This window comes from Neobacillus sp. YX16 (assembly GCF_030123505.1).
In the GTDB taxonomy this organism is placed as follows: Bacteria; Bacillota; Bacilli; order Bacillales; family Cytobacillaceae; genus Neobacillus.
Genome location: NZ_CP126115.1, coordinates 1,880,825 through 1,904,829, shown reverse-complemented (window position 1 = coordinate 1,904,829; position 24,005 = coordinate 1,880,825). Strand labels below are relative to the sequence as shown.

At 38.9% G+C, this 24,005-nt stretch carries 23 protein-coding genes; 1 reads left to right on the top strand and 22 read right to left on the bottom strand.

Annotated features, from left to right (window positions below; translation table 11 throughout):
- Positions 1 to 19: 19 nt before the first annotated feature.
- From smc to QNH48_RS09335, 12 genes are all read right to left on the bottom strand, one after another.
- A complete protein-coding gene (gene smc / locus QNH48_RS09390; protein ID WP_283954670.1) occupies positions 20 to 3,586 on the bottom strand; it encodes a chromosome segregation protein SMC in 3,567 nt (1,188 codons plus the stop codon).
- Between the two features lie 55 nt (positions 3,587 to 3,641).
- The gene (gene rnc, locus QNH48_RS09385) at positions 3,642 to 4,385 is read right to left on the bottom strand and encodes a ribonuclease III (protein ID WP_283954669.1); all 744 of its coding nucleotides are present in this window, start codon (positions 4,383 to 4,385) and stop codon (positions 3,642 to 3,644) included.
- 166 nt (positions 4,386 to 4,551) lie between these two features.
- Positions 4,552 to 4,785: an acyl carrier protein gene (locus QNH48_RS09380; protein ID WP_095247684.1), complete on the bottom strand. Its 234-nt coding sequence runs from the start codon at positions 4,783 to 4,785 to the stop codon at positions 4,552 to 4,554.
- Positions 4,786 to 4,854: 69 nt separating this feature from the next.
- Positions 4,855 to 5,598 carry a 3-oxoacyl-[acyl-carrier-protein] reductase gene (fabG, locus tag QNH48_RS09375; RefSeq protein ID WP_283954668.1) on the bottom strand — a complete coding sequence of 248 codons (744 nt, stop codon included), beginning with the start codon at positions 5,596 to 5,598 and terminating at the stop codon, positions 4,855 to 4,857.
- Positions 5,595 to 6,542, bottom strand: a complete 948-nt coding sequence (gene fabD / locus QNH48_RS09370; protein WP_283954667.1) for an ACP S-malonyltransferase — start codon at positions 6,540 to 6,542, stop codon at positions 5,595 to 5,597. The genes fabG and fabD overlap by 4 nt, the downstream gene beginning before the upstream one ends.
- Before the next feature lie 14 nt (positions 6,543 to 6,556).
- Complete coding sequence (gene plsX / locus QNH48_RS09365) at positions 6,557 to 7,561, bottom strand: phosphate acyltransferase PlsX (RefSeq protein ID WP_283954666.1); 1,005 nt, start codon at positions 7,559 to 7,561, stop codon at positions 6,557 to 6,559.
- The gene (gene fapR / locus QNH48_RS09360; protein ID WP_283954665.1) at positions 7,558 to 8,142 is read right to left on the bottom strand and encodes a transcription factor FapR; all 585 of its coding nucleotides are present in this window, start codon (positions 8,140 to 8,142) and stop codon (positions 7,558 to 7,560) included. Before fapR ends, plsX begins: the two co-directional genes overlap by 4 nt.
- 117 nt (positions 8,143 to 8,259) lie before the next feature.
- On the bottom strand, positions 8,260 to 10,308 hold the full coding sequence (gene recG, locus QNH48_RS09355) for an ATP-dependent DNA helicase RecG (protein WP_283955726.1): 2,049 nt from the start codon (positions 10,306 to 10,308) through the stop codon (positions 8,260 to 8,262).
- A 1-nt stretch (position 10,309) separates the two neighbouring features.
- Positions 10,310 to 11,188: an L-serine ammonia-lyase, iron-sulfur-dependent, subunit alpha gene (gene sdaAA / locus QNH48_RS09350; RefSeq protein ID WP_283954664.1), complete on the bottom strand. Its 879-nt coding sequence runs from the start codon at positions 11,186 to 11,188 to the stop codon at positions 10,310 to 10,312.
- A gap of 179 nt (positions 11,189 to 11,367) precedes the next feature.
- Complete coding sequence (gene sdaAB / locus QNH48_RS09345) at positions 11,368 to 12,030, bottom strand: L-serine ammonia-lyase, iron-sulfur-dependent subunit beta (protein WP_095247690.1); 663 nt, start codon at positions 12,028 to 12,030, stop codon at positions 11,368 to 11,370.
- Between the two features lie 102 nt (positions 12,031 to 12,132).
- On the bottom strand, positions 12,133 to 13,815 hold the full coding sequence (locus tag QNH48_RS09340) for a DAK2 domain-containing protein (protein WP_283954663.1): 1,683 nt from the start codon (positions 13,813 to 13,815) through the stop codon (positions 12,133 to 12,135).
- Positions 13,816 to 13,851: 36 nt separating this feature from the next.
- Complete coding sequence (locus tag QNH48_RS09335; protein ID WP_063251637.1) at positions 13,852 to 14,214, bottom strand: Asp23/Gls24 family envelope stress response protein; 363 nt, start codon at positions 14,212 to 14,214, stop codon at positions 13,852 to 13,854.
- A 248-nt stretch (positions 14,215 to 14,462) separates the two neighbouring features.
- Here QNH48_RS09335 and rpmB point away from each other — a divergent pair, with 248 nt between their 5' ends.
- Positions 14,463 to 14,651 (top strand): 50S ribosomal protein L28, encoded by a 189-nt coding sequence (gene rpmB / locus QNH48_RS09330; RefSeq protein ID WP_095247692.1) that lies wholly within the window; start codon positions 14,463 to 14,465, stop codon positions 14,649 to 14,651.
- Positions 14,652 to 14,750: 99 nt separating this feature from the next.
- Here rpmB and spoVM read toward each other — a convergent pair whose 3' ends face one another.
- The 10 genes from spoVM to def all read right to left on the bottom strand — a co-directional run bounded on the left by spoVM (position 14,751) and on the right by def (position 23,798).
- Positions 14,751 to 14,834, bottom strand: coding sequence for a stage V sporulation protein SpoVM (spoVM, locus tag QNH48_RS09325; RefSeq protein WP_035445740.1), 84 nt, complete (start codon positions 14,832 to 14,834; stop codon positions 14,751 to 14,753).
- A gap of 95 nt (positions 14,835 to 14,929) precedes the next feature.
- A complete protein-coding gene (locus QNH48_RS09320) occupies positions 14,930 to 15,577 on the bottom strand; it encodes a thiamine diphosphokinase (protein ID WP_133369434.1) in 648 nt (215 codons plus the stop codon).
- A gap of 59 nt (positions 15,578 to 15,636) precedes the next feature.
- The gene (rpe, locus tag QNH48_RS09315; RefSeq protein ID WP_095247700.1) at positions 15,637 to 16,281 is read right to left on the bottom strand and encodes a ribulose-phosphate 3-epimerase; all 645 of its coding nucleotides are present in this window, start codon (positions 16,279 to 16,281) and stop codon (positions 15,637 to 15,639) included.
- Positions 16,282 to 16,283: 2 nt separating this feature from the next.
- Positions 16,284 to 17,165: a ribosome small subunit-dependent GTPase A gene (gene rsgA, locus QNH48_RS09310; protein WP_283954662.1), complete on the bottom strand. Its 882-nt coding sequence runs from the start codon at positions 17,163 to 17,165 to the stop codon at positions 16,284 to 16,286.
- Between the two features lie 44 nt (positions 17,166 to 17,209).
- Positions 17,210 to 19,168, bottom strand: a complete 1,959-nt coding sequence (gene pknB / locus QNH48_RS09305) for a Stk1 family PASTA domain-containing Ser/Thr kinase (RefSeq protein WP_283954661.1) — start codon at positions 19,166 to 19,168, stop codon at positions 17,210 to 17,212.
- On the bottom strand, positions 19,168 to 19,920 hold the full coding sequence (locus QNH48_RS09300; protein ID WP_283955725.1) for a Stp1/IreP family PP2C-type Ser/Thr phosphatase: 753 nt from the start codon (positions 19,918 to 19,920) through the stop codon (positions 19,168 to 19,170). Before QNH48_RS09300 ends, pknB begins: the two co-directional genes overlap by 1 nt.
- 5 nt (positions 19,921 to 19,925) lie before the next feature.
- Positions 19,926 to 21,017: a dual-specificity RNA methyltransferase RlmN gene (gene rlmN / locus QNH48_RS09295; RefSeq protein ID WP_373558139.1), complete on the bottom strand. Its 1,092-nt coding sequence runs from the start codon at positions 21,015 to 21,017 to the stop codon at positions 19,926 to 19,928.
- A 3-nt stretch (positions 21,018 to 21,020) separates the two neighbouring features.
- Entirely contained in the window at positions 21,021 to 22,370 is a 1,350-nt protein-coding gene (gene rsmB, locus QNH48_RS09290; protein ID WP_283954660.1) for a 16S rRNA (cytosine(967)-C(5))-methyltransferase RsmB, read from the bottom strand.
- Positions 22,360 to 23,316, bottom strand: coding sequence for a methionyl-tRNA formyltransferase (fmt, locus tag QNH48_RS09285; RefSeq protein WP_283954659.1), 957 nt, complete (start codon positions 23,314 to 23,316; stop codon positions 22,360 to 22,362). Before fmt ends, rsmB begins: the two co-directional genes overlap by 11 nt.
- A complete protein-coding gene (def, locus tag QNH48_RS09280; RefSeq protein WP_095247698.1) occupies positions 23,313 to 23,798 on the bottom strand; it encodes a peptide deformylase in 486 nt (161 codons plus the stop codon). The genes fmt and def overlap by 4 nt, the downstream gene beginning before the upstream one ends.
- Between the last annotated feature and the right edge of the window lie 207 nt (positions 23,799 to 24,005).

Here is a 24,005-nt window from a genome sequence, read left to right as displayed (position 1 = left end):
TATCTTCACTTCCTATCCTTTAAGTTTCAACAAGCTCCTTCGTATCCTCAAGTCGGACAGAAACAAGCTTTGAGACACCTGATTCCTGCATGGTTACACCGTATAGAACATCAGCTTCTTCCATTGTTCCTTTTCTGTGAGTGATGACAATAAACTGAGTTTCTGCACTAAAACTCTTTAAATATTGACTGAATCGAAAAACGTTTGCTTCATCAAGGGCTGCTTCAACCTCGTCTAGGATACAAAATGGAACTGGGCGCACTTTTAAAATCGAAAATAGCAGAGCAATCGCTGTTAATGCTCTCTCCCCACCAGATAATAATCCAAGATTTTGCAGTTTTTTACCAGGCGGCTGTGCAACAATTTCTACTCCCGTATTTAATAAATCCTCCGGCTGTGTAAGTTTCAAGTCCGCTCTTCCGCCGCCAAATAATGCGCGGAACACAGGTTCAAAATGCTCTCGAATTCCAGTAAAGGTCTGCTCAAAACGTTTTTTCATTTCTATATCCATTTCGTCAATAACCTGATAGAGCGTATCCTTCGCCTCTTGAAGGTCGTTCTTTTGTTCATTCAAAAATTCATATCGTTCCGAAACTCTCTCGTATTCTTCAATGGCACCAATATTCACACTGCCGAGTTCATCAATCGCCAGTTTTATTAGCTTTACTTTTTTCCTAGCTTCATCTACTGGCAGTATTAGTGGATATTGTTCCTTTGCACCCTCAAAGGAAAGTAAATATTCTTCTCTTAGTTGTGCCAGTTTGTTTTCAAGTTCAACGTCTAAACGATTAAGCTTTACTTCTTCATCTTTTAAAACTTCAACCATACCCTTATGAAGTCTCTTAATTTCCTTTGCTTCGAGCTCAGCATCTTCTAGGGCTGAAAGCAACTGGAGACGTTCCTGCCTTTTTGAAGAAATAAGGGCAATCGTTTGTTCCTTATCCTGCTGTTTCCGTTTTGCGGCAGCTTCCAACTGTTCTTCCCCGGAAGAACTGCCTTCCATCTCGGAGGTTAGCAGCATTAAATCCTCTGTATAAAGAGCCAGCCTCTCTTCACTTTCGTTTAAATCTTCTACTATCAAAGCTAATCGTTCTTTTGTATTTACAAATTGCTCATTTTTAGCTGCATACTCGACCTTTAAATCAGTTATTTCCTTTGTTAGTGTTTCTTTCGAGGATATATCATTTGTTTTTTGTTCTGTTAGTTTTGCAATTTGTTTATCTAAAATTTCTATCTTACCTTTAAAGCTAGTCATTGCTTCATAGAGATCACTTTTACGTTTGTTTAAGGTTTTCTGTTCCTCTGTAAATTGGCCTTTTTCAAGATCATACATCGCCAAGCGATTATTAATATTCTTTGCCTCGAAATCAGCTTCCCTTTGATCACCCTTTAACGTTTGTTCCTCTTGTCTTAATTCTTCTCCAAACTTTCGCATGGACTCTAGCTCTTGTTCTTGTGATTTAATATCATGTTTTAAAGACTTAACAAGGTTTTCTAAACTAGAGGTTTTATCTGTCATTACGATAAGCTTTTCTTTCAACTCTTCAAGCTCACCTTTTCTTGTCAATAACGAGCTGGTCTTTTGCTTTTGTGCCCCGCCAGTCATCGAGCCGCCGGGGTTGACAATATCTCCCTCTAATGTCACTAGTCGACACCGATACTGGAGGATTTTGGCCAGTTCGTTCGCACCCTTTAAATCTTTCGTAATGACAACATTACCTAAAAGATTACTGATGACCTCTGTATATTTTGGATCGAAGCTTACTAAATCGACCGCGCTTCCCACCAATGAAGGATGGTTTTGAATAGAGTGTAGTTGTGAGGACGACAACACTCTGCCCTTTATAACGCTTAATGGTAAAAAAGTAGCCCTGCCGAATGAATTTTGTTTTAAGAAAGTGATAGCCATACGGGCATTTTGTTCCGTATCAACGACGATATGCTGCAAAGCCCCGCCAAATGCTGTTTCAAGTGCAGTCTCGTATTCTTTTGGCACTTTGACTAGCTCAGCTACAGCCCCTTCAATCCCTTGAAGCTTATTCCCTCGGGCTTTTAGTACTTCTTTTACCCCTTGAAAGAAACCTGAATAATCTTCTTCCATCTCCTCAAGCATTTCTTTCCGTGATTTTGCCTGTTGAAGAATTTGATAGGCTTGGTACAAGGTCTTTTCTTGCTTCTGATAATTGTTTTGAGCATTTTCAAGTTTCCGTTGCTTCTCCCTGAAACTCGTAACTTGATTTGATAGTTTGCTTTGTATTTCATCTAGTGCTGATTGAATTTGTAACCTCTTCGTTTGAGCAAGTTGTCTTTCCTCAATGAATTTTACATTTTCAGAGTCAAGGCGAGTGCTCTTTAATTCTTGCTGGTCAAGCTGCTGGTCAATGTATTTTAGCTCGTTTTTCGCTCCAGCTTGGTCATTTAACAGTTCAATATATTCACTTTTCAAGGATTCAATTTTTTCATCAATATTTTCCGTGAATAACGCTAATTTTTCCTGTTTTTCTTTTAACTGATTTTGAAGAAAATTCACTTGTTGTGTCAGCTTTTGTACTAGTTCATCCTGTATATCTCTATTACTTTTTAATTGAAAGATTTTATCCGTAAGTTCAGTAATATTCTTTTCAAGCTGAGCTCTATTTTGAGAGGCATTTTTCTTACGTTCTTTTAATACCTCTTTCCTGCCTTCTAGTTTTTCTAATTCTTCACTAGCATGGAGGAGAACATTTTGCAAATCAGTAATGGACTCATCAAGCGCAGCTATTTGATTCCTTGTTTCTTCAATTTTTGCTTCCTTTATCTGTAACTTGGACGAAAGCCTAATTTCTTCTTGCTGGTGTTCTTCAAGCTGAGTTGAAAACGAAGTCCACTTTTGATGTAAATCTTCAATATCGTAAACCGTTAAGGCAACTTCAATTTTTTCAAGTTCTTCTTTTTTCTCTAAGTAATCCTTTGCCATTGAAGACTGAATCTTTAATGGTTCAACTTGTCCTTCAAGTTCGTGTAGGATATCATTAACTCGATTTAAATTATCCTGTGTTTCTATTAGTTTAGATTCTGCTTTTTTCTTACGATTTTTATATTTTAAAACACCTGCGGCTTCTTCAAAGATCGTTCTTCGGTCCTCAGCCTTACTGTTGAGAATTTCTTCTACCTTCCCTTGGCTGATAATCGAGAACGCTTCTCTGCCAAGACCCGAGTCCATAAACAAATCAACAATATCCTTTAATCTGCAAGGTTGTTTATTAATTAAATATTCACTATCGCCAGAACGGGTGACCCTTCTCGTTACACTCACTTCGTTGTAATCAATCGATAATCCTTCGTCTTGGTTATCAAGAGTCAGGGTCACTTCCGCATAATTTAACGGCTTTCTTGTATCGCTTCCCGCAAAAATGATATCTTCCATTTTAGAGCCTCTAAGTGATTTAGCAGATTGCTCACCTAATACCCAGCGAATTGCATCTGTTATATTACTTTTCCCACTTCCGTTTGGACCAACTACAGCAGTGACTCCTTGAACAAAATCCACCCCAATACGATCTGCAAAAGATTTAAAGCCAATGATGTCCAACCGTTTTAAAAACATATCCTTATCCTCCCTAAAAGCTTGGCCGGAATCTTCCTTAGCATTCTTATGTTGTTTAACTATGATGTTTTTGCTTCAAAAACTCCAACGCCATTTGGGCGGCATGCTGTTCTGCTTCTTTTTTTGATTTACCTGTACCGATTCCTAATTCTTCACCATTTAACGAAACTCTTGAAACAAATTCTTTACTGTGGGCAGGACCTTTTTCAATTAATACTTTATATTCAATCAAACCTGTCCCATCTCTCTGGATTAATTCCTGAAGCTGGCTCTTAAAATCCATCACATGAGAAAAAGCACCCTCATTAATTTTAGGGAAAACCACTTTGTCTAGAAATTCTATTACTACCTCAAGTCCCTTATCCAGGTATAACGCACCAATAAATGCTTCAAATACATCAGCTAATAGAGCTGGGCGTTCTCTTCCCCCAGTCATCTCTTCTCCTTTTCCCAACAAAATTAATTTGCCGAAGCAAAGTTCGTTTGCCAAGATTACTAGCGAAGGCTCACATACGATAGCTGCACGGAGCTTTGTTAGCTCCCCTTCACTCATCATTGGATATTTCTGGAACAGGAATTTCGACACAGTGAGTTCTAGTACAGCGTCCCCTAAAAATTCAAGCCTCTCGTTATCTTCATAAGGCTTTCTGCGATGCTCATTCACATAGGATGAATGAGTAAAAGCTTGTTTTAAAAGCTTTTCATTTTCAAAATGAATACCGATCTTGTCCTGAAAATCCTTAAATTGATTTTCTTTTGCGCGATTGTTCATTTCTTTTTCCTTACCTTTTCTGCGCATTAAAGTCTCCACCTTGCATATTTTTTACACACATACCTATCAATAGTTTAAGTAATCTCTAGTCAAAACGCAAAGAAACTTGGCAGTAATTTCAGGAACTACCAAGTTCTATAATACAGAAAGAAGCTCCGTTTGAAAACGGAGCTTTTGAAAGAAATCCAACGAATTAATTCTTACTATTTATGTAAGTAACAGCATCACCAACTGTGCTGATTTTTTCAGCATCATCGTCAGAAATTTCCATATCAAACTCATCTTCTAATTCCATAACTAGTTCAACTACGTCAAGGGAATCAGCACCAAGATCATCTTTGAATGAAGCTTCAAGCTTAACTTGTGATTCATCTACACCTAAACGGTCAACGATGATTTTTGTAACACGTTCTAATACCTCTGCCATTGTAGTTCACCTCCCCTCAAGCTATTATAGAGTATTTCAATAAAATAATAAACGTATTAAAAAATAATTTTACATCACCATTCCGCCATTTACATGAATCGTTTGACCTGTTATATAGGATGCATCCTCAGAAGCTAGGAAAGCTGTCATTTTCGCAATGTCCTTAGGTTCTCCTAAGCGGGCTAATGGAATTTGTTTTAACATTTCTACTTTGACTTCTTCCGTTAATTTATCGGTCATATCGGTTGTGATAAATCCTGGCGCAATAGCATTAACGGTAATATTACGGGAGGCAAGCTCTTTCGCAGTAGTTTTCGTTAAGCCAATCACACCGGCTTTTGCTGACACATAGTTAGCTTGTCCTGGATTACCACTTACACCAACAACTGAAGTGATATTAATGATACGACCCACACGCTGCTTCATCATTTGGCGGGTAACGCCTTTTGTACAAAGAAAAACGCCTTTAAGATTGATGTTAATCACATCATCCCATTCTTCTTCTTTCATTCTCATTAGTAAATTATCTTTTGTGATACCCGCATTATTAACAAGTATATCCAATTTACCAAATCGATCTACTGTCTCTTTAACCATAGCGGACACTTCTTCACTATTGGATACATCACATTTAATCGCAAATGCTTCTCTCCCAATGGCTTTTACCTCATCTACCACTTCATTCGCTTTTCCTTCACTGCCAGCATAGTTGACTGCGACATTTGCTCCCTGTCTTGCAAGCTCGAGAGCAATTTCTCTTCCTATTCCTCTGGACGCACCCGTTACTAAGGCAACTTTGCCTGCTAAAGTCATAGATTTTCCTCCTTCAATGCCTCGATTACAGATTGACAGCTTTCCTCATCAGATATCGAGTACGTTTTAACACTGCGGTTAATCTTTTTAATTAACCCTGAAAGTACTTTCCCAGGACCAATTTCAATAAATGTATCAACACCTAAATCAATCATTTTCACAACAGAATCTTCCCATAACACAGGTGAGTAAAGCTGTTCAATTAAATTTTCCTTAATTTCTGATGCTGAAGTCATTGGATTTGCTGAAACATTCGCAATCACAGGTATATGCGCATCCTTCATATCTAGTCCATCTAAAACCTCACGTAATTCGCCAGCAGCAGGTTTCATTAATGAAGAATGAAATGGACCGCTGACTTCCAAAGGAATCGCTCTTTTTGCACCGGCTTCTTTCGCTTTTACCCCTGCAAGCTCAACACCTTTTCGAGATCCAGAGATAACAATTTGACCTGGACAATTCAAGTTCGCCAGAGAAACTGGGAAGCCAGAGTCACTTACTTCAGCTGTTACTTCTGATAGAGGTTCACGGGCAAGTCCTAAAATAGCGGCCATCGAACCTTCACCATTTGGAACTGCTCCCTCCATAAATTCTCCTCTTTTTCTCACTGCAAAGACGCCATCCTCAAAAGTTAGTGCTCCAGCTGCTACAAGGGCTGTATATTCACCCAGACTATGTCCAGCTACGTAATCAGGTTTGATTGCAGATTTTTGAAATCTTTCTAGAATAGCCATACTAGTTGTTAATAGTGCTGGCTGTGTATTAACGGTTTTGGTCAATTCTTCTTGAGGTCCCTCGAATATAAGTTTACTTAAATCAACCGAGAGTGTTTCGTCTGCTTTTATAAAATATTTCATTACCTCAGGAAACTGCTCAGCAAGCTGCTGTCCCATCCCAACTATTTGTGAGCCTTGCCCTGGAAATACAAATGCTATTTTTCCCATTTGTGCACCCCTTCCTACACTTCTAAATTAGATGTCTTCTCATTTTCAATAGTCTTTTTAATGAGCCCGACAACATCCTTTTCAACCATTTCTCTTGTTTGACGAATTGCGCTAAAGATTGCTTGTCCGTTTGAGGAGCCATGTGCTTTGATGACAGGTGCCTTTAAGCCAAAAAGACCTGCACCGCCATACTCAGAATAGTCTAATGTGTTTTTTAAGATTTTGAATTCAGGTTTTAATACCGCGGCAGCAAGTTTACTTTTCATACTGCTCATTAACGTGGTTTTTAGCATTTTAAACATAGATAGCGCTGTACCCTCAACAGTTTTTAACACCATATTACCAGTGAAACCATCCGTCACAACCACGTCCGCTGCGCCATCAAGCAAATCCCTGGCTTCTACATTTCCAATAAAATTAATATTTGCCTTTTTCAAAAGTTCAAATGCTGCTTTTGTTAGGTCATTCCCTTTCTTTTCTTCCGTCCCGATATTTAGTAGACCCACCCGAGGGTTATCTGTTCCTCTAACTTTTTCACAATAGATGGAACCCATTATGGCATATTGAAGCAAATGCTCAGGCTTGGCGTCTACATTTGCCCCGACATCCAATAATAGAAATCCTTCTCCGCCAATGGTTGGTAAAGTAGGTGTTAGGGCAGGCCGTTCTATCCCCTCAATCCTTCCTACAACAAACAATCCTGCAGCCATTAATGCACCTGTATTTCCTGCGGATATACAAGCGTCTGCTTTTCCATCCGCTACTTGCTGTGCAGCTAATACCATAGAGGCCGTTTTTTTGCGGCGAACAGCTCTCACAGGCTCGTCCGTTCCAAGTATGACCTCCGTTGTATGTAAAATGTTAATCCGTTCCGAATTTGTTAAGTATTCTTTAATTTTGGCTTCATCCCCAACTAGGGTTATATGTATATCTGAAAATGTTTCTACAGCTTTCATTGCACCGATTACGATTTCTTTAGGAGCATGGTCGCCACCCATAGCATCGATAGCTAACTTCATCTTTTCTCATCCTTTAATGATTTTTCTGAACGGTACATTTCAAATTCGCCTTTAAAAACAAGCTCGTTATTTACAAAACTTGTCACTTCGACAATTGTCCTGCCGATGCCGTCATCAATTTTAATTACTTTTGCTTTGGCAATCACTCGTTCACCTTGTTTAACTGACCGTTTAAATTGTATGTTTGCCTTTGCTGTTAACGCCAATTCATCATTAATGACCGCTGTAGCAAGAGAATTTGCCTGTGCGAAAACATGATGGCCTCTGGCTATCTGGTTTCGCATAAAGACATGCTCCTCTTTCACATCGAGTATCGAAATGGCACTCTGATCTAAATCAATATCAATAATTTCTCCAATTACTTCCTCTATCGGCAAAGACCGAACTTCATCTTCAAATTTTTTCTCTGCAACATATTTTATCCTTTCCCGCAACTCAGGAATAGATAACTCCAAACGATCAAGGCGAATGGTTTGCACACTCACTTGAAATTTATCTGCAAGGTCTTCATCAGTAATAAATGGATTTTCCTTGATGGTCTCTTTTAACATCTGCTGACGTTCTTTTTTTGTTCTTCTCATTAATACACACCGTCCGAGCTATTATGACTAGGTACTAATAGTAGTATAAAATTAGAAAAAGCAGATTGCAAGAATAAGTTTACATTCTTACAATCTACCTGAAAATTGATTATTTAGTTAATCTAATTTTTCGCCTTCTAAAACACCTGTATTATCTAACTGATTTCTTAGATATTCATATTCTTTATCAATCCAGAATGTCTTAGACTGTATCATGAGTGAAGCGTCATTTCTAGCTGTTTCAAGTGCACGGTAATCGTGAACCATATCTGCCAGCTTAAATTCAGGTACACCACTCTGTTTTTTTCCAAAAAAGTCACCTGGTCCCCGTAATTCAAGGTCCTTCTCACTTAAAACGAAGCCATCATTGGTGTCGGTCATAATTCTCATTCTCTCCTGACCCACTTCAGACTTTGGTTCGGCTAACAAGATACAATAGGATTGGTCACTGCCTCTTCCTACTCTTCCTCGGAGCTGATGAAGTTGTGATAGACCAAATCTCTCTGCATCATAGATAACCATCATTGTTGCATTAGGTACATTGACTCCCACTTCTACTACCGTTGTTGATACTAGCACTTGTACCTCATTGGTACTAAATGCCTTCATAATCGTATCTTTTTCTTCCGAGCTTAACCGTCCATGCATAAGTCCAACCTTATAACGATTATGAAAGTGATGGGTTAAAGTAGTATGGACGTCAATCGCATTTTGGACATCCAGCTTGTCTGATTCTTCAATTAACGGGCAAATCACATAAGCCTGATGCCCCTTTACTAATTCTTTTTCCACAAAAGAAAGGACCCTTCCAAGCATATCCGGTTTTGCCCAGTAGGTTTCGATTGCTTTACGCCCTGCAGGCATTTCATCAATAACCGATACATCCATCTCACCAAATACGGTAATGGCAAGCGTTCTTGGTATTGGAGTTGCGGTCATGAACAGAACATCAGGATTTTCTCCCTTTTCCCGTAATACTCTTCGTTGTTCAACACCAAAGCGGTGCTGTTCATCGGTTATCACAAACCCTAATTTATTAAAGGATACCTCATCCTGAATAAGAGCATGTGTCCCTATTAAAATATCTACTTTTCCTTCAGCTAAGTTTTGAAGAATTTCTCTTCTCCGTTTTCCTTTAACAGAACTCGTTAATAATTCACATTTAAGTCCAAAAGGTTCTAATAATCCCTTGAGAGATTCAGCGTGCTGTTCTGCTAAAATTTCAGTTGGAACCATTAATGCCCCTTGGTAACCTGCAGTAAAACTAGCATATAATCCAATGGCTGCCACTACCGTTTTTCCTGAGCCCACATCACCTTGCAGGAGGCGATTCATTCTAAGAGGCGATTTTAGATCTGTTAATATCTCCGTTACAACGCGATTCTGCGCATTCGTCAACGGAAAAGGCAGCAATTGAATAAATTCCTCTACCTTTGTCACATGATAGTTTTGTTCGATTCCTGGTGCATGCTCCCGTTCAAATTTACGTAATGCCTGCATTTTTAGCTGAAATAGTAAAAATTCTTCATAAACTAAACGACGGCGTGCCTGTTTTACGTCCTCTTGGTTAACAGGAAAATGCATGGCTTTCATAGCATCACTGCGGTTAGGCAAACGGTACTTTTTAACGAGAGAGTATGGCAGACTTTCTTCAATATATTTGCCAAATTGTTGAAAGGCAATCGAAATAAATTTCCGCATTCCTTTCGTCGTAATTTTCCCTTTAAGTGAGTAGACAGGCTCAAAATCTTGTATTTTTGCATTTTGTCCGACCTGCATTTCATTAGCACTTATCGTTTGACGATGGGCGTCCCATTTGCCTGTAACAGTAATCGTTTCATTCATGATTATTTTACTTTTTAGGTACGGCTGGTTAAAGAATACAACTTTAATAAGATATTGCCCGACAAACATTCGAATCATCAGCTTCGATTTCTTCCGGCCAAAATATGTAAGAGAAGGCTCACTATGAACCTTCCCTTCTACTGTAATTTTTTCTTCATGCTGAACTTCAGTAAGTTCACGAAGTCGGTAATCTTCATAACGGTATGGAAAATACTCTAATAAATCCTGAACGGTAAATATTTTCATTTCCGCTAAACTCTCAGCTGTTTCTTCCCCAATGCCTTTTATTTCTGTAACTGATTGTTTAAGATAATGATTCACTTTAAACGCGCGGAATACCGAAGATCTTGGCTTCGAGTTCACGACCTGTCGGAGTTGCCGCCAACCCTCCCTGTGCAGTTTCTTTTAAAGCTGTCGGCATCGTTAGACCTATTTTATACATAGCGTCTATGACTTCATCACATGGAATCCTGCTTGTAATTCCTGCTAATGCCATATCCGCCGCAACCATTGCATTTGCGGCTCCCATTGCATTTCTTTTAACACATGGTACTTCCACCAAACCGGCGACAGGATCACATACCAGCCCGAGCATATTTTTTAATGTAATCGCCATTGCTTCTGCGCATTGCTCTGGTGAACCTCCTGCCATCTCTACAATAGCTGCCGCAGCCATTCCTGAAGCTGAACCAACTTCCGCTTGACAGCCGCCAGCAGCACCTGAAATCGAAGCATTATTAGCAACGACAAAACCAAAAGCTCCCGCCGTGAAAAGAAAAGAAATCATTTCCTCTCTAGTTGGATTTAGTTTTTCTTTCACTGCAAATAATGTCCCAGGCACAACTCCTGCAGAACCGGCAGTCGGTGTAGCACAAATCGTTCCCATCGCTGCATTGACTTCATTCGTTGCGACCGCTTTGCTCACTGCGTCAAGGACGGTTTTGCCAGACAGGAAGTTACCTTTTTCAATATATTTCTGCATAAGAACAGCATCGCCGCCAGTTAACCCCGAATGTGATTTTACTCCTTTAATACCACGCTCAACCGCTTCCTCCATGACCTTTAAATTTCTATCCATAAAGGCAAATACTTCTTCCCGGCTGCGTCCGGTGACATCCATTTCCTGCTCAATCATAATTTCTGAGATTTTTTTATTTTTGCTAATGGCAAGCTCTACTAACTCTGCAACATTACGAAACAATTGCCTTCCCCCTCATTGTTTTCTTTCTTTGTCCAGCTACAGCGCCTAGCCCCTCGAGGTCACTTCGGTCCAGCACAGAAGCACGAAAAGCGTGACTTCATCCACTGGCCCGCAAGTAGCTGTCGGGGCTAAGAAAAAATGAACTGTTTTTTCCCTGGCAAGGCGCTTCCGCTTTTCTGCTAGTCCACTATCTTAGTAACTTTCAGTATATTTGGCAGTTGTTCTAGTTCATGAAGGATTTTATCTTCGATGTTTTGGTCAACCTCAATGGTCATAAGCGCAAGCTTTCCTGCTTCTTTTCTTGCAACTTCCATATGCCCAATATTGATTTCGTATTTTGCCAGTACATTTGATACACTGGCAATTGCACCAAAACGATCATTATGAACCACTAAAATGGCTGGATGGTTTCCTGATAATTTAAGTTCAAAACCATTTAACTCTGTCACTTCTATTTTTCCCCCGCCAATTGAAATTCCAACTAGCTCTAATTCACCTTTATCATCGCCAATAATTACTCTGGCGGTATTTGGGTGGTCAGTAATTGCATCCTCTTCTATAAATCGGAGTTTGATGCCCCGTTCCTTCGCTATATCTATTGCATTTATGATTCTAACGTCATCTGTATCAAAATCTAACAAACCACCAACAATCGCAACATCTGTCCCATGGCCTTTATATGTTTTAGCAAATGAGCCATATAAAGAAATATTTGCCCATTTTGGTTCCCTGCCAAATAAACTCCTAGCGACTCTGCCAATTCTCGCAGCCCCAGCAGTATGTGAGCTGGATGGGCCAATCATTACAGGTCCGATTATGTCAAAAACACTTCTATATTTCATTCGTTTCTCCCCCTAGGACAAATAAATCTCTTTGGTATCCATCTATATTTATAACACAGAAAAAAGAAAATAGAAGGGTTATTTCCCCTTCTATTTTATCACTTATTCAATTGCAAAGATAAATGAATATAATGGTTGTTTTCCATCATGAAGTTCAACTTCAACATCCTCGAAATGCGCGCGGGCAAACGTTACAAGTTCATTTACCTCATCCTCGGTAACATCTTCACCATATATAATGGTTAATATTTCCGAATCCTCATCCAGCATCTTAGAAAGCAATTCTTGTGCAACTTTCCCTTTATCTTTGTTTTTTACAACTATTTTGCCTTCAGCAATTCCCATGAAATCATCTTTCTCAATTTCTAATCCATCGATTTGGGTATCGCGAACGGCAAAAGTAATTTGACCCGTCTTTACATGCTGCATTGCTTCTGTCATCGATGCTTCATTTGTTTCAACATCTCCAGCTGGATTAAACGCTAAAAGAGCAGAGAGACCTTGAGGAACAGTTTTAGACGGGATTACATAGATTTCTTCATCTGATACTTCAGCAGCTTGCTGAGCAGCCATAATGATATTTTTATTATTTGGAAGAATAAATACCTTTTTCGCATTCACTTCTTTAACAGCCTTAACAATATCCTCTGTACTTGGATTCATTGTTTGTCCGCCCTCAATAACTGCGTGTGCACCGATACTCTTAAATAACTCGGCAATCCCAGAACCCATTGAAACCGTAACAATTCCATACTCCTGCTGTTCTTTAGGTGCTTGTGGTTTATCAGAAACTAAAGGCGTGTGCATTTCTCCAACAATATTTGAATGCTGCTGCCTCATGTTTTCAATTTTGATATTGATGAGACTTCCGTACTTTTGTCCGTAGCTAAGACAATTACCAGGCTGTTCAGAATGAATATGTACCTTTACAACCTCTTCATCAGCGATAACTAATAAGGAATCACCAAGCTTACTAAGATCATTACGGTAAACCTGTTCATCAAAAGGATGCTTTGCCAGCTTAGCCTCTTCAAACTTCACCATGAATTCTGTACAATATCCGAAAACAATATCTTCGGTATTCATATGACTTTGGACACTTTTATGATGTTCAGCACTGACCATATCATCCATCGAAGGGTAGTTTTCAGGTGAATCCGGAAGCTGCTCACCTTTTAATTCAGCAAGAAATCCTTCATAAACGAACACAAGCCCTTGCCCGCCGCTGTCAACTACTCCAACTTCCTTTAAAACAGGAAGCAGGTCAGGTGTGCGCTTAAGTGATGCTTTTGCCTCTATTAAAACTTCTTCCATAATCTCGATAATATCGTTAGATTTTTGGGAAGCAAGAACTCCTCTTTTTGCTGAATCCTTTGCAACCGTTAAAATCGTACCTTCCACCGGCTTCATTACTGCTTTATAGGCAGTTTCCACACCTGACTCCAAAGCCGATGCGAATTCTTTTCCAGTGATTGCTGCTTTTGTTTCAATTGCTTTAGAAAATCCACGGAATAATTGGGAAAGGATTACCCCGGAGTTACCTCTAGCCCCCATAAGTAACCCCTTTGATAAAGCTACTCCAACTTTTCCAATATGTTCCTGAACATTATTTTTTACTTCCTTTGCCCCTGAGGTCATTGATAAATTCATATTCGTTCCAGTATCACCATCGGGCACAGGAAAAACGTTTAACGCATCAACCATTTTTGCGTTGGCTCCTAAATGATTCGCACCTTGAATCACCATTTCTGCAAAACGTTTTCCGTCTAAAGCTGTAATAGACACAAACTTTCCTCCTCTACTTGCGGTTCGTTACACCACTTAAGGGTTCGTTACACGAACTCCCTGAACGTAAATATTTACCGAGTCAACGGCAAGTCCAACGGTCTTATCAAGTGTGTATTTCACCTTTGATTGCACGTTATGAGCAACCTCGGAAATCTTTGTTCCATAGCTGACAATTATATACATATCAATATGTACTTCTTCATTCTCTTGGCGAACAATAACTCCACGAGTAAAATTTTCTCTTCTTAAAATTTCTGTAAGACCGTCTTTTATCTGACTTTTTGATGCCATACCGACAATTCCATAACAATCGATAGCGGCACCTCCAGCGATGGTGGCGATTACTTCATTTGAAATATCAATTTGTCCGAACTTAGTTTTTAATTCGATGGACATGAATCGTTCCCCCTTTTGGAAATTGCTCCTTGACTAAAGTCATTTTACTATAGTCAAGAAAAATATGAAAGTGATACTTTATTCTTATTGACTACATAATCAATAATCATGCATGTCAAGGTATTTTTCTTGAAACGTTTATTAATCACTATTGCATTCAAACAGGTTGTATGATAAATTATTAAAGTATCTTTAGACAATAACGTAAATGCTGTATAAAGCTTTTGGTAATAAGGAGGGAATCATTTATGCCACGTAAATGTGTTGTAACTGGTAGAAAAACAACATCTGGTAATACACGTTCACACGCTATGAACGCTAACAAGCGTACATGGGGTGCTAACCTACAAAAAGTACGTATTCTTGTTGATGGAAAGCCTAAACGTGTTTGGGTTTCTACAAGAGCGTTAAGATCTGGTAAAGTAGAACGCGTATAATATGTGAGGGCATCCTAATTAGGGTGCCCTTTCTTACTATATTACCCTTCTTTCCCCCAAAATAAAAAAGCACCCACAAATAGGTGCTTAGACTTTCTTCTATTCATTCTTTTTAAATGCACCAATCATCGCTCGGACAAGTCCACCTAAAAACTTTGGCAGTTTAATTGTATAAAACTTCATTATGTCCCTCCTCACAATCTCACACATCTAAACTTCTCTCGTACGCCTTTTCTATTTTATTCATACGGACGAAATCAGTACCTCTTTATTAGCTATTAATCATTACTTCTTATCACTAATAATATGCCTTCTGAAAATGAAAAAGTACCATTATCACTAATAAGTTCATTACTAATACATAACGTTGAGCCGATGGTAATATGACGATCTTTTAATGGATACTTAAATCCTTCTAGAGTGAGCCCTTTCACGTTAAGGGTTAGAGGAACAAAAGAAACATACTTTTTATCTGCCCTCTTTCTCATTTTATAACTGCCGGGGCCTTTTAATGATAGGATATTTTGATTATCGATAAGAAAAATTTCTACATGATTATCTTCCAATAAAGGCTTGACCAATAATTGGACATTAGCTAAGAAATGGTCCAGTCTGCCGCCGCTGGCACCAAAGATTCTGATTAAATCAGGCTTTTGTTTAATTGCCCAATTTAAAGCGAGCTCCATATCTGTTTCATTTTTTTCAGGCTTATACCTTTTCATAGCCTTTACATGTTTTTCGATAACCTTATATTCTTCATTGGTTACAGAATCAAAGTCGCCAAAAGCGATTTTCGGGGTAATATTCATATTAATTAGGCTGTAAACCCCTCGATCAACACCAACCCAAACTTCATTTTCACCTAAATATTCCTTCAAATTAGGCAATAGTTCAGTAGGTCCCCCGGCTAAGATATTTATATGCACGCAAACTAACCCCCTTTTTACTACAAAAAAAGCCAGCAATATAGCCGGCTTTGTACTGTTTAACCTCTTATTAACGATATGGCAGCTGCGTAGTCCTCTTGATTATAAATAGCCGATCCCGCTACTAGAACGTTTGCCCCAGCCTCCATACATTGTTTTGCAGTTTCAGGATTTACCCCGCCGTCAATTTCTATCTCAAGTTCTTTCCCTATTGAATTCGCCATTTCCTTAACTTTCCTAATTTTAGGCAGGACTTCTGGTATAAACTTTTGACCGCCAAAACCTGGATTTACGGACATTAAAAGCACCATATCAATATCTGCTAAAATATGCTGAATAGACTCAACTGGAGTAGCTGGATTTAAGACTACTCCTGCTTTTATTCCAAAAGATTTAATATGGTGAATGGTCCGATGAAGGTGTCGGCAAGCTTCAACATGGACTGTAATGTAATCTGCTCCTGCCTTAGCAAAATTTTCAATAAATTGGTCAGGATTTTCAATCATAAGATGAACATCTAGCGGAAGCTTTGTTATCGGACGAATTGCCTCCACAATTAATGGCCCTATCGTAATATTTGGAACAAAATGACCATCCATAACATCGATATGGATATAGTCAGCTCCTGCCTTTTCAACGGCGACTATTTCTTCACCTAATCTGGCAAAATCAGCAGAAAGGATGGAAGGTGCTATTTTCACCATCATTAATACCTCGGCTTTCTTTCTTTAATTTCTTGTAGGAAATCAACATAATGTTGATAGCGATATTGAGTAATCGTCTGGGCTTCAACCGCTGCTTTCACTGCACATTTCGGCTCACTGATATGTAAACAGGCTCGAAATTTACAATTTTCACTTTCTCGCGCTATTTCCGGAAAGCAATACGCTAGCTCTTCTGCCTCAATCGTTGTGAATTCCAATGAACTAAATCCAGGTGTGTCAGCAATTAGACCATTACCCACACTAATTAATTCAACATGTCGCGTAGTATGCTTCCCTCTGCCTAAATGGGAGGAAATATCATTTGTTTTTAGTTCAAGATCTGGCCGCAGCACATTTAATAAAGATGACTTTCCAACCCCTGATTGACCTGCAAACACTGATATTTTATTTTCGACATGCGGGTTTAACCCTTCAATCCCTGCTTCTGTTTCAGATGAAGTAAGTAATACTTCATATCCCATTTTTCTGTATTGATCAGCATATACGGTAATTGCCTGCTTTTCCTTCTCATTGGTTAAATCCATTTTTGTAATACATATAAGTGGTTGAATATGATTATATTCAACCAGGACAAGAAACCGATCTAGTAGCACGGTACTAAAGTCCGGTTCAACAGCGGAAAAAACTAGAATGGCTTGGTCGACGTTCGCAATAGGCGGACGAACTAGTTCATTCTTCCTTTCCTTAACTTCCATAATATAACCTTCACGATCATTTTCAGCTTGAAAAACCACTTCATCTCCAACAAGTGGTGTAACTTTATTTTTTCGAAAAACACCTCTTCCGCGGCACTGAGTCATTTCTCCATCATGTAGTACATAATAAAACCCACTTAATGCTTTTACAATTTTTCCTTCAGGCATAGCCACACTCCTTGCCTTTTATCATAAGCCAATGATTTTAACGATTAATCTTTCGGGTACTCTACAGTCTTATCATATATAACCGTATCATCTCTATAAACTTTATATCCTGCATCGCCATCAAATGGAACTAAGAGCTCTATTGTTTTATGAGTTGTTGCAAAAATTGGAAAAGTATCTGCTGGAGTAATCATACTTCGATTAACATCTTCAATGTAAATAATAACCTTTTGTTCTTGACCTGGTACCGTTCCTGTATACTCAATCAGAATATCAACTGGAACAGTTTTAGGTGGTTTCTCTTCTTTTCCTTTTGAGATAATCACTGAAACTGTGTCACCCTTTTTCATCTCTGTTCCCGAAGGTGGTGACTGTGATATTATATTGCCAGCTGGAATGGTATCATCATACTTTTCCTCAGTGGCATTAAGCGTAAGACCGACAGAATCAACATAATCCTGTGCACCTTTTACATTAGACTGCGTTAAATCTCTTAAGATTATTTTCTCCGGTCCCTTGCTAACTTCAAATTCTAGAATGGTATCTTCTGGGACTATTTCTTCGCCGCTTCCAGGTTTTTGACTTAGGATTGTACCCTTGTCACTGTCGTCGAATACCTCATGTATTTTGATATCCTTAAAGTCTTGGTTATCTAATATCCGCATCACATCTTCATAATTGCGGCCTGTATAATCCGGTAATTCGAATTTTTCTTTACCAATACTAATGTATATATTAATTGCAGTATCTTCCTTAACGGTACTTCCTTCTTCGGGATTCGTTTTTATTACTATTCCCTCTTCAATTTCTTCATGGGTACTCTCTATTTTTTCATCCACCTGTAGACCAGCAGATTCTATTTTCACGATTGCCTCTTCTAACTCCAAACCACTAACATCAGGGATTGTAACATCTTTAGGAGAAATTAGTCCTGGTAATACTAGAAAAGTAAATAACCCTAATAATGATAACACTAAGAAAGTTGAGATTAGAATTATCGGCCACTTTTTACGTTTTTTCTGCTCTTTACCTTTTGAAGCGACATCATTACCTTTGTTTTTATCCTGACTATGTACCATTGTTTCACCAAGATTTTGCAGAGGACGATCATTGGTAATCACCGGTATAGCTTTGGTCGCTTCATCATCAACCGGGATGACAAATTTCAGTTCATTTAATCTCTCAGAATCGAGTGCTGTCCTTAAATCTTCTTCCATTTCATCGACATTGTTATAACGATGAAAAGAATCCTTAGCCGTTGCCTTCAAGACAATATTTTCAACACTTTGAGGAATGTTCGGGTTCCACCTTCTTACGGATGGAGTTTCCGATTGCAAATGCTTTAGGGCAATGGAAACAGCAGATTCGCCTGAAAAGGGCAGTCTGCCTGTTAACAATTCAAACATGACGATTCCAAGTGAATAAACATCAGATTTTTTATTTGCCATGCCACCGCGTGCCTGTTCAGGTGATAAATAGTGAACGGATCCCAGAACTGAATTCGTTTGGGTAATACTTGTTGCACTTAGCGCCATTGCAATTCCAAAATCAGTTATTTTTACATTTCCATAACGGTCAACGAGAATATTTTGAGGCTTGATATCCCTGTGGATAATATGGTTTTGATGCGCATGGGAAATAGCAGAAGTCAACTGTTTCATGATTTCAATTGTATCTTCTACCTGTAATGGTGAACTCTGTTGTATGTATTGTTTTAATGTTTGCCCCTCGACATATTCCATTACAATATAATAAAGATCGTTTTCTTCTCCAACATCATAGATACTCACGATATTTGGATGAGCTAAACTTGTAGCAGATTGGGCTTCTCTACGGAACCGGCGTATAAATTCTTCATCATTAGCAAAATCAAGGCGCAGCATTTTGACAGCCACATCACGATCAAGAATCATGTCGTGGGCTAAATACACATTCGCCATCCCGCCTCCGCCAATCATTTCTAATACTTTATAGCGGCCACTTAATCGTTTTCCAATCAACATTATGCATCACCCTCGCTGAAATCAGCAAACTCAACAATCGCAAGTGTAATGTTATCCTCTCCGCCATTTTCATTTGCAATTGAGATAAGGGTGCCCGCTCTATGCTCCAAAGGTTCTTCATTAGTCAGAATAGCACTCATTTCTTTTTCATTAACCTTATTGGAAAGACCATCAGAACATAATAAGAGGATATCACCTTCTTCAAAAATAATGGTTTTAATATCCATTTCTACTGCTTTTTCCGTACCAAGAGCACGTAAAAGTACATTTTTACGGGGATGGTGCTCTGCGTCTTCCCGCGATATTTGTCCTGTTCGAACAAGCTCATTTACTAGAGAATGATCTTCAGTAACCTGTTTAAACCCACTCTCATTCAGTAAATAACATCTGCTATCACCTATGTTTGCAATGGTCACAAATCGATTGGTACTAATTGCTGCAACAACAGTAGTACCCATACCATCACATTCTAAGTTGCTCATTGCATGATTAAAAAGCGAGCTATTTACATTTGTAATTTGGCTTCTTAACCAACTTTCTGCATCTCCAGCAGTCAGTATACCCTTTGAATTCTCCCATTCGTTTTTCAACTGAGAAATCGTCATTTCGCTGGCAACGTCACCAGCACGGTGACCCCCCATCCCATCTGCGACAATGGCAAGGCGGTTACCGTCCATATTTACAAATATTCCACCAGCATCTTCGTTATGTTGCCTGACCCTGCCTTGGTCAGTCATAAAAACAGCTTTCAAACCGTTCACCTCGTCTCCTCTTTCCGCTCCTTTGCACGAAGTTGTCCACATGCTGCGTCAATGTCGTGACCTTGCTCCCTGCGAATCGTTACATTTATCCCACGATTTTTGAGTGTTTTTTCAAATGCAAAAATTTTATCCTTCGGAGTACGTACGTAATCCCGCTCGGGAACGTAATTAACAGGAATTAGATTAACATGGCATTTTAACCCCTTCAATAGGTCAGCTAATTCTTCAGCATGTTCAACAGAATCATTTACACCGCCAAAAAGGCCATATTCAAAGCTAATTCTCCGCCCCGTCTTATCGATATAATACCTTACAGATTTCATTAAGTCATCAAGTTTATATGCCCTGTTGATCGGCATTAAACGGGATCTTAATTCAGTGTTAGGCGCATGTAATGAAATCGCAAAATTAATCTGCATATTTTCATCAGCAAATTGATAAATCTTCGGAACAATACCGCTAGTGGATACGGTTATATGGCGTGCACCAATCATCAGTGCTTTATCATGATTAATGATTTTTAGAAACGCCATCATATTATCATAATTGTCAAAGGGTTCTCCAATTCCCATAATGACAACCGAGCTGACACGCTCATCTGTTTCGTCAAGTGCTTGCTGTACGGTTACGACCTGAGCAACAATTTCACCTGCTTCTAAATGACGCTTAAGCCCGCCAAGGGTTGAAGCACAGAAGGTACACCCAATCCTGCAGCCAACCTGGGTTGTTACACAGACTGAATTACCATAATCATGTCGCATTAAAACAGTCTCAATTGAGTATCCATCGTGAAGTTCAAATAGAAATTTAATGGTCCCGTCAGAAGAAGATTGCTTAATAACGGTTTTTAATGTCGTGATCTGAAAATTCTCCGAGAGCTTATCACGTAAACTTTTTGATAAATTATTCATGTCTTCAAACAAAGAAACTCTTTTTTTGTACAGCCAGTCATAGATTTGTTCTGCACGGAAAGGCTTTTCACCATTATTAGTCAGCCATTCCTTGAGTTCATGAAGCTGCAGGGAATAAATCGACGTTTTTTTCATGTCCAATGTTGTATTGTTCTCAGTTGTATTTAATTGTTCCAACTGTTACACCTTCTTTCTTAAGCATGCGATAAAGAACCCGTCAGAGCCGAAATCCTGAGGAAGGATTTGTAAAAAACCTTCTGTTACCAATGGTTGGATGGCCTCCGGCATTCTTTCTTTTAAGGTAACATCCACCTCAAATTCAGGATGCTCCTGTAAAAATGTAAAAACCGTATTTTCATTTTCTTCCTTATCTACTGTACACGTACTATAGACAAGAATTCCACCTTTTTTGACTAAAGGTGACACAGATTTTAATAAATTTTGCTGAATCGTACTTAATTGATTAAGATCCTGTTCTTTTTTTGTATACTTCATGTCCGGTTTTCTTCTCATAACCCCTAATCCAGAACATGGGGCATCAAGAAGTATTCGATCAAAGTATTCTTTTTCGAAATGTTCTCCCGCATTTCGCGAGTCCATTGCGATTGTCCTTATATTGCCCAAACCTAACCGTTTAGCATTTTCATTAATTAATTTTACTTTGTGTTCATGTAAATCGAGCGAGATTACTCCCCCCGTGAGTTTCATTGTTTCTGCAATATGTGTACTTTTTCCGCCAGGAGCAGCGCAAGCATCCAATATCAGTTCGTTTTCATTGGGAGCTAATGCATAGGCTGCGAGCATTGAACTTTCGTCTTGAATGGTAATCATGCCTTTTTTAAATGCCCTTGAAAATGCTAAATTTCCTCTTAATGCCCGAATAGCTTCAGGTATAATAGGGCTTTTTTCGATTTGAAAGCCTTCTTCATCAAGATCCTCAATACATTCACGTATGGTGGTTTTAGTTAGATTCACTCTTGCTGTTTGCAGGGGAGCAGTTAAGTTGACCTCACACATTCCTTTTGTTTTTTCCATACCAAACTGATTGACCCATCTCTTAACGAGCCATTCCGGGTGGCTTGTTTCGATTGATAATCTTTCAATTGGGTCACTTACCACATCCAAAGATGGAAGGCCTTCACGCTGAATACTGCGCAGGACTCCATTTACCATTCCAGCAATACCCTTGTGGCCTCGCTTTTTGGCTATTTCCACTGCTTCAAATATAGCTGCTCTATCTGGGATTTTATCAAGGTATACCATTTGATAAAGGGTAATCCTTAACAGCTGAAGCACCCATTTTTCCAACTTTTTACTGTTTTTAATAAAGGGCTTTAAAAAGAAGTCTAGTGCCATCCTTCTTTGTAAAGTTCCATAAGTTAACTCAGTCAGCAACCCTGTATCAAGAGGGGAAATATTGTTTTTCTCAATAGTAGTATTAAGAAGTAAGTTACTATATGATTGGTTTTTCTCAATCGCATCAAGTAAATCCATTGCGGCTTCCCGCACATTTTTCTTTTTATTCGTCATTTGATTCTCCTAGTCTCTTGCCCACTATGATTTTCGATCCTGCACCTCTGTAAAACTCTTCACTCGTCATTTTTGTTTTACCAGAGGGCTGCAGCTCTTTTATCTTAATAGCACTTTCATTACCGGTTGATACCGTAATACCATCAGGAGCATTTTGTATAATAGTCCCAGGCACCTCATTCTTTACCCCTGTTACCTTTTCACAGCGCCATAGCTTCAATGTTTGACCATCGAGAGTTGTAAAAGCAACCGGCCATGGATTTAATCCGCGAATATGATTATAGATTTCCTCACCCGTTTTGGACCAGTCGATTTTTTCTTGATCCCTTTTTATGTTATAAGCGAATGTAGCTTTTTCATTATTTTGAGGGACAGGTGTTAATTTTCCTTCTAATAGCTTAGGAAGTGTTTCTGACAATAATGCAGCCCCTGCAACACTAAGTTTAGTATGAAGGGAACCAACATTATCTTCCTCGGTAATTTCCACTTCAACCTGCGTTAATATATCTCCAGCATCCAGTTTTTCAACCATATACATAATCGTTATCCCCGTTTTCTTCTTGCCTTGGATAAGTGCATAATGTATAGGCGCTCCGCCCCGAAGTTCCGGCAGAAGAGAGGCATGGACATTAATACAGCCCTGTGTTGGTGCTTCTAATATTTCCTTTGGCAATATTTGTCCAAAAGCCGCTGTAATGATAAGGTCAGGATTCAAAGAAAGAATCTTTTCTATTTCCTCTTTTTGACGGATTTTTTCAGGTTGATAGACCGGGATTCCATGCTTTAACGCTTCAACCTTGACAGGCGGTGGTGTCAGAACTTTTTTTCTGCCAACCGGTCTGTCGGGCTGAGTAACCACACCAATAACCTCATAACCATCTTCAATAATTCTACGCAAGACGGGTACTGAAAAATCCGGGGTTCCCATAAACACGATTCTCGTCATTCAATTTCTACTCCTTTTAACTCATCTTCCTCGAGATATCGGCTAACCTTCGTCGTAAATAATATCCCGTCCAAATGATCAATTTCATGAAGTATCGCTCTAGCGAGAAATTCTTCTGCTTCGAGCGTGTACTTTTTTCCTTTGCGATTATAGGCCTCAATCTTCACATAATTTGGTCGTGTAACCTCTCCAAACAAATCTGGGAAGCTTAAACATCCTTCTGGGCCATTTTGCTCTCCAGATGTTTTTAAAATTTGAGGATTAATCAGCTCAATTGTTCCTAATTCATTATCAATATCAACGATTGCAATTCTTTCATCTATTCCAATTTGCGGAGCAGCCAGTCCAACTCCATCGTATTCAATCATCGTGTCGTACATATCATCAAGTAATTTAGCAAGCTTTCTGTCAAACTTCACAACAGGTCTGCATTTTTTTTCGAGTACCTCTGCAGGGTACATAACAATCTTTTGTATAGCCAAAGGTGTTCCTCCATCTGTATCGAAGTTGTCCGATTTTTTTATCTGTTACAATTAATTACTATTCATTTTCACCCAAAATACTTGATCATAACCTTTTATATCAACGATATTTACGTATCTTATATTAATGCTGTGTTAAATTAGGCTGTTGATTTGTGCTCCACTAAGGAATGCTTCTTCGAATAATCACCGCAGGGACAGGCGGTC

Bases quoted from the DNA above. Each gene is read 5' to 3' on its own strand.
- smc (WP_283954670.1), bottom strand. From the start codon at position 3,586: ATGTTTTTAAAACGGTTGGACATCATTGGCTTTAAATCTTTTGCAGAT.
- rnc (WP_283954669.1), bottom strand. From the start codon at position 4,385: ATGCGCAGAAAAGGTAAGGAAAAAGAAATGAACAATCGCGCAAAAGAA.
- QNH48_RS09380 (WP_095247684.1), bottom strand. From the start codon at position 4,785: ATGGCAGAGGTATTAGAACGTGTTACAAAAATCATCGTTGACCGTTTA.
- fabG (WP_283954668.1), bottom strand. From the start codon at position 5,598: ATGACTTTAGCAGGCAAAGTTGCCTTAGTAACGGGTGCGTCCAGAGGA.
- fabD (WP_283954667.1), bottom strand. From the start codon at position 6,542: ATGGGAAAAATAGCATTTGTATTTCCAGGGCAAGGCTCACAAATAGTT.
- plsX (WP_283954666.1), bottom strand. From the start codon at position 7,561: ATGAAGTTAGCTATCGATGCTATGGGTGGCGACCATGCTCCTAAAGAA.
- fapR (WP_283954665.1), bottom strand. From the start codon at position 8,142: ATGAGAAGAACAAAAAAAGAACGTCAGCAGATGTTAAAAGAGACCATC.
- sdaAB (WP_095247690.1), bottom strand. From the start codon at position 12,030: ATGAAATATAGAAGTGTTTTTGACATAATCGGACCTGTAATGATTGGC.
- QNH48_RS09335 (WP_063251637.1), bottom strand. From the start codon at position 14,214: ATGTCCATCGAATTAAAAACTAAGTTCGGACAAATTGATATTTCAAAT.
- rpmB (WP_095247692.1), top strand. From the start codon at position 14,463: ATGCCACGTAAATGTGTTGTAACTGGTAGAAAAACAACATCTGGTAAT.
- spoVM (WP_035445740.1), bottom strand. From the start codon at position 14,834: ATGAAGTTTTATACAATTAAACTGCCAAAGTTTTTAGGTGGACTTGTC.
- rpe (WP_095247700.1), bottom strand. From the start codon at position 16,281: ATGGTGAAAATAGCACCTTCCATCCTTTCTGCTGATTTTGCCAGATTA.
- rsgA (WP_283954662.1), bottom strand. From the start codon at position 17,165: ATGCCTGAAGGAAAAATTGTAAAAGCATTAAGTGGGTTTTATTATGTA.
- pknB (WP_283954661.1), bottom strand. From the start codon at position 19,168: ATGTTGATTGGAAAACGATTAAGTGGCCGCTATAAAGTATTAGAAATG.
- rsmB (WP_283954660.1), bottom strand. From the start codon at position 22,370: ATGACGAATAAAAAGAAAAATGTGCGGGAAGCCGCAATGGATTTACTT.
- fmt (WP_283954659.1), bottom strand. From the start codon at position 23,316: ATGACGAGAATCGTGTTTATGGGAACCCCGGATTTTTCAGTACCCGTC.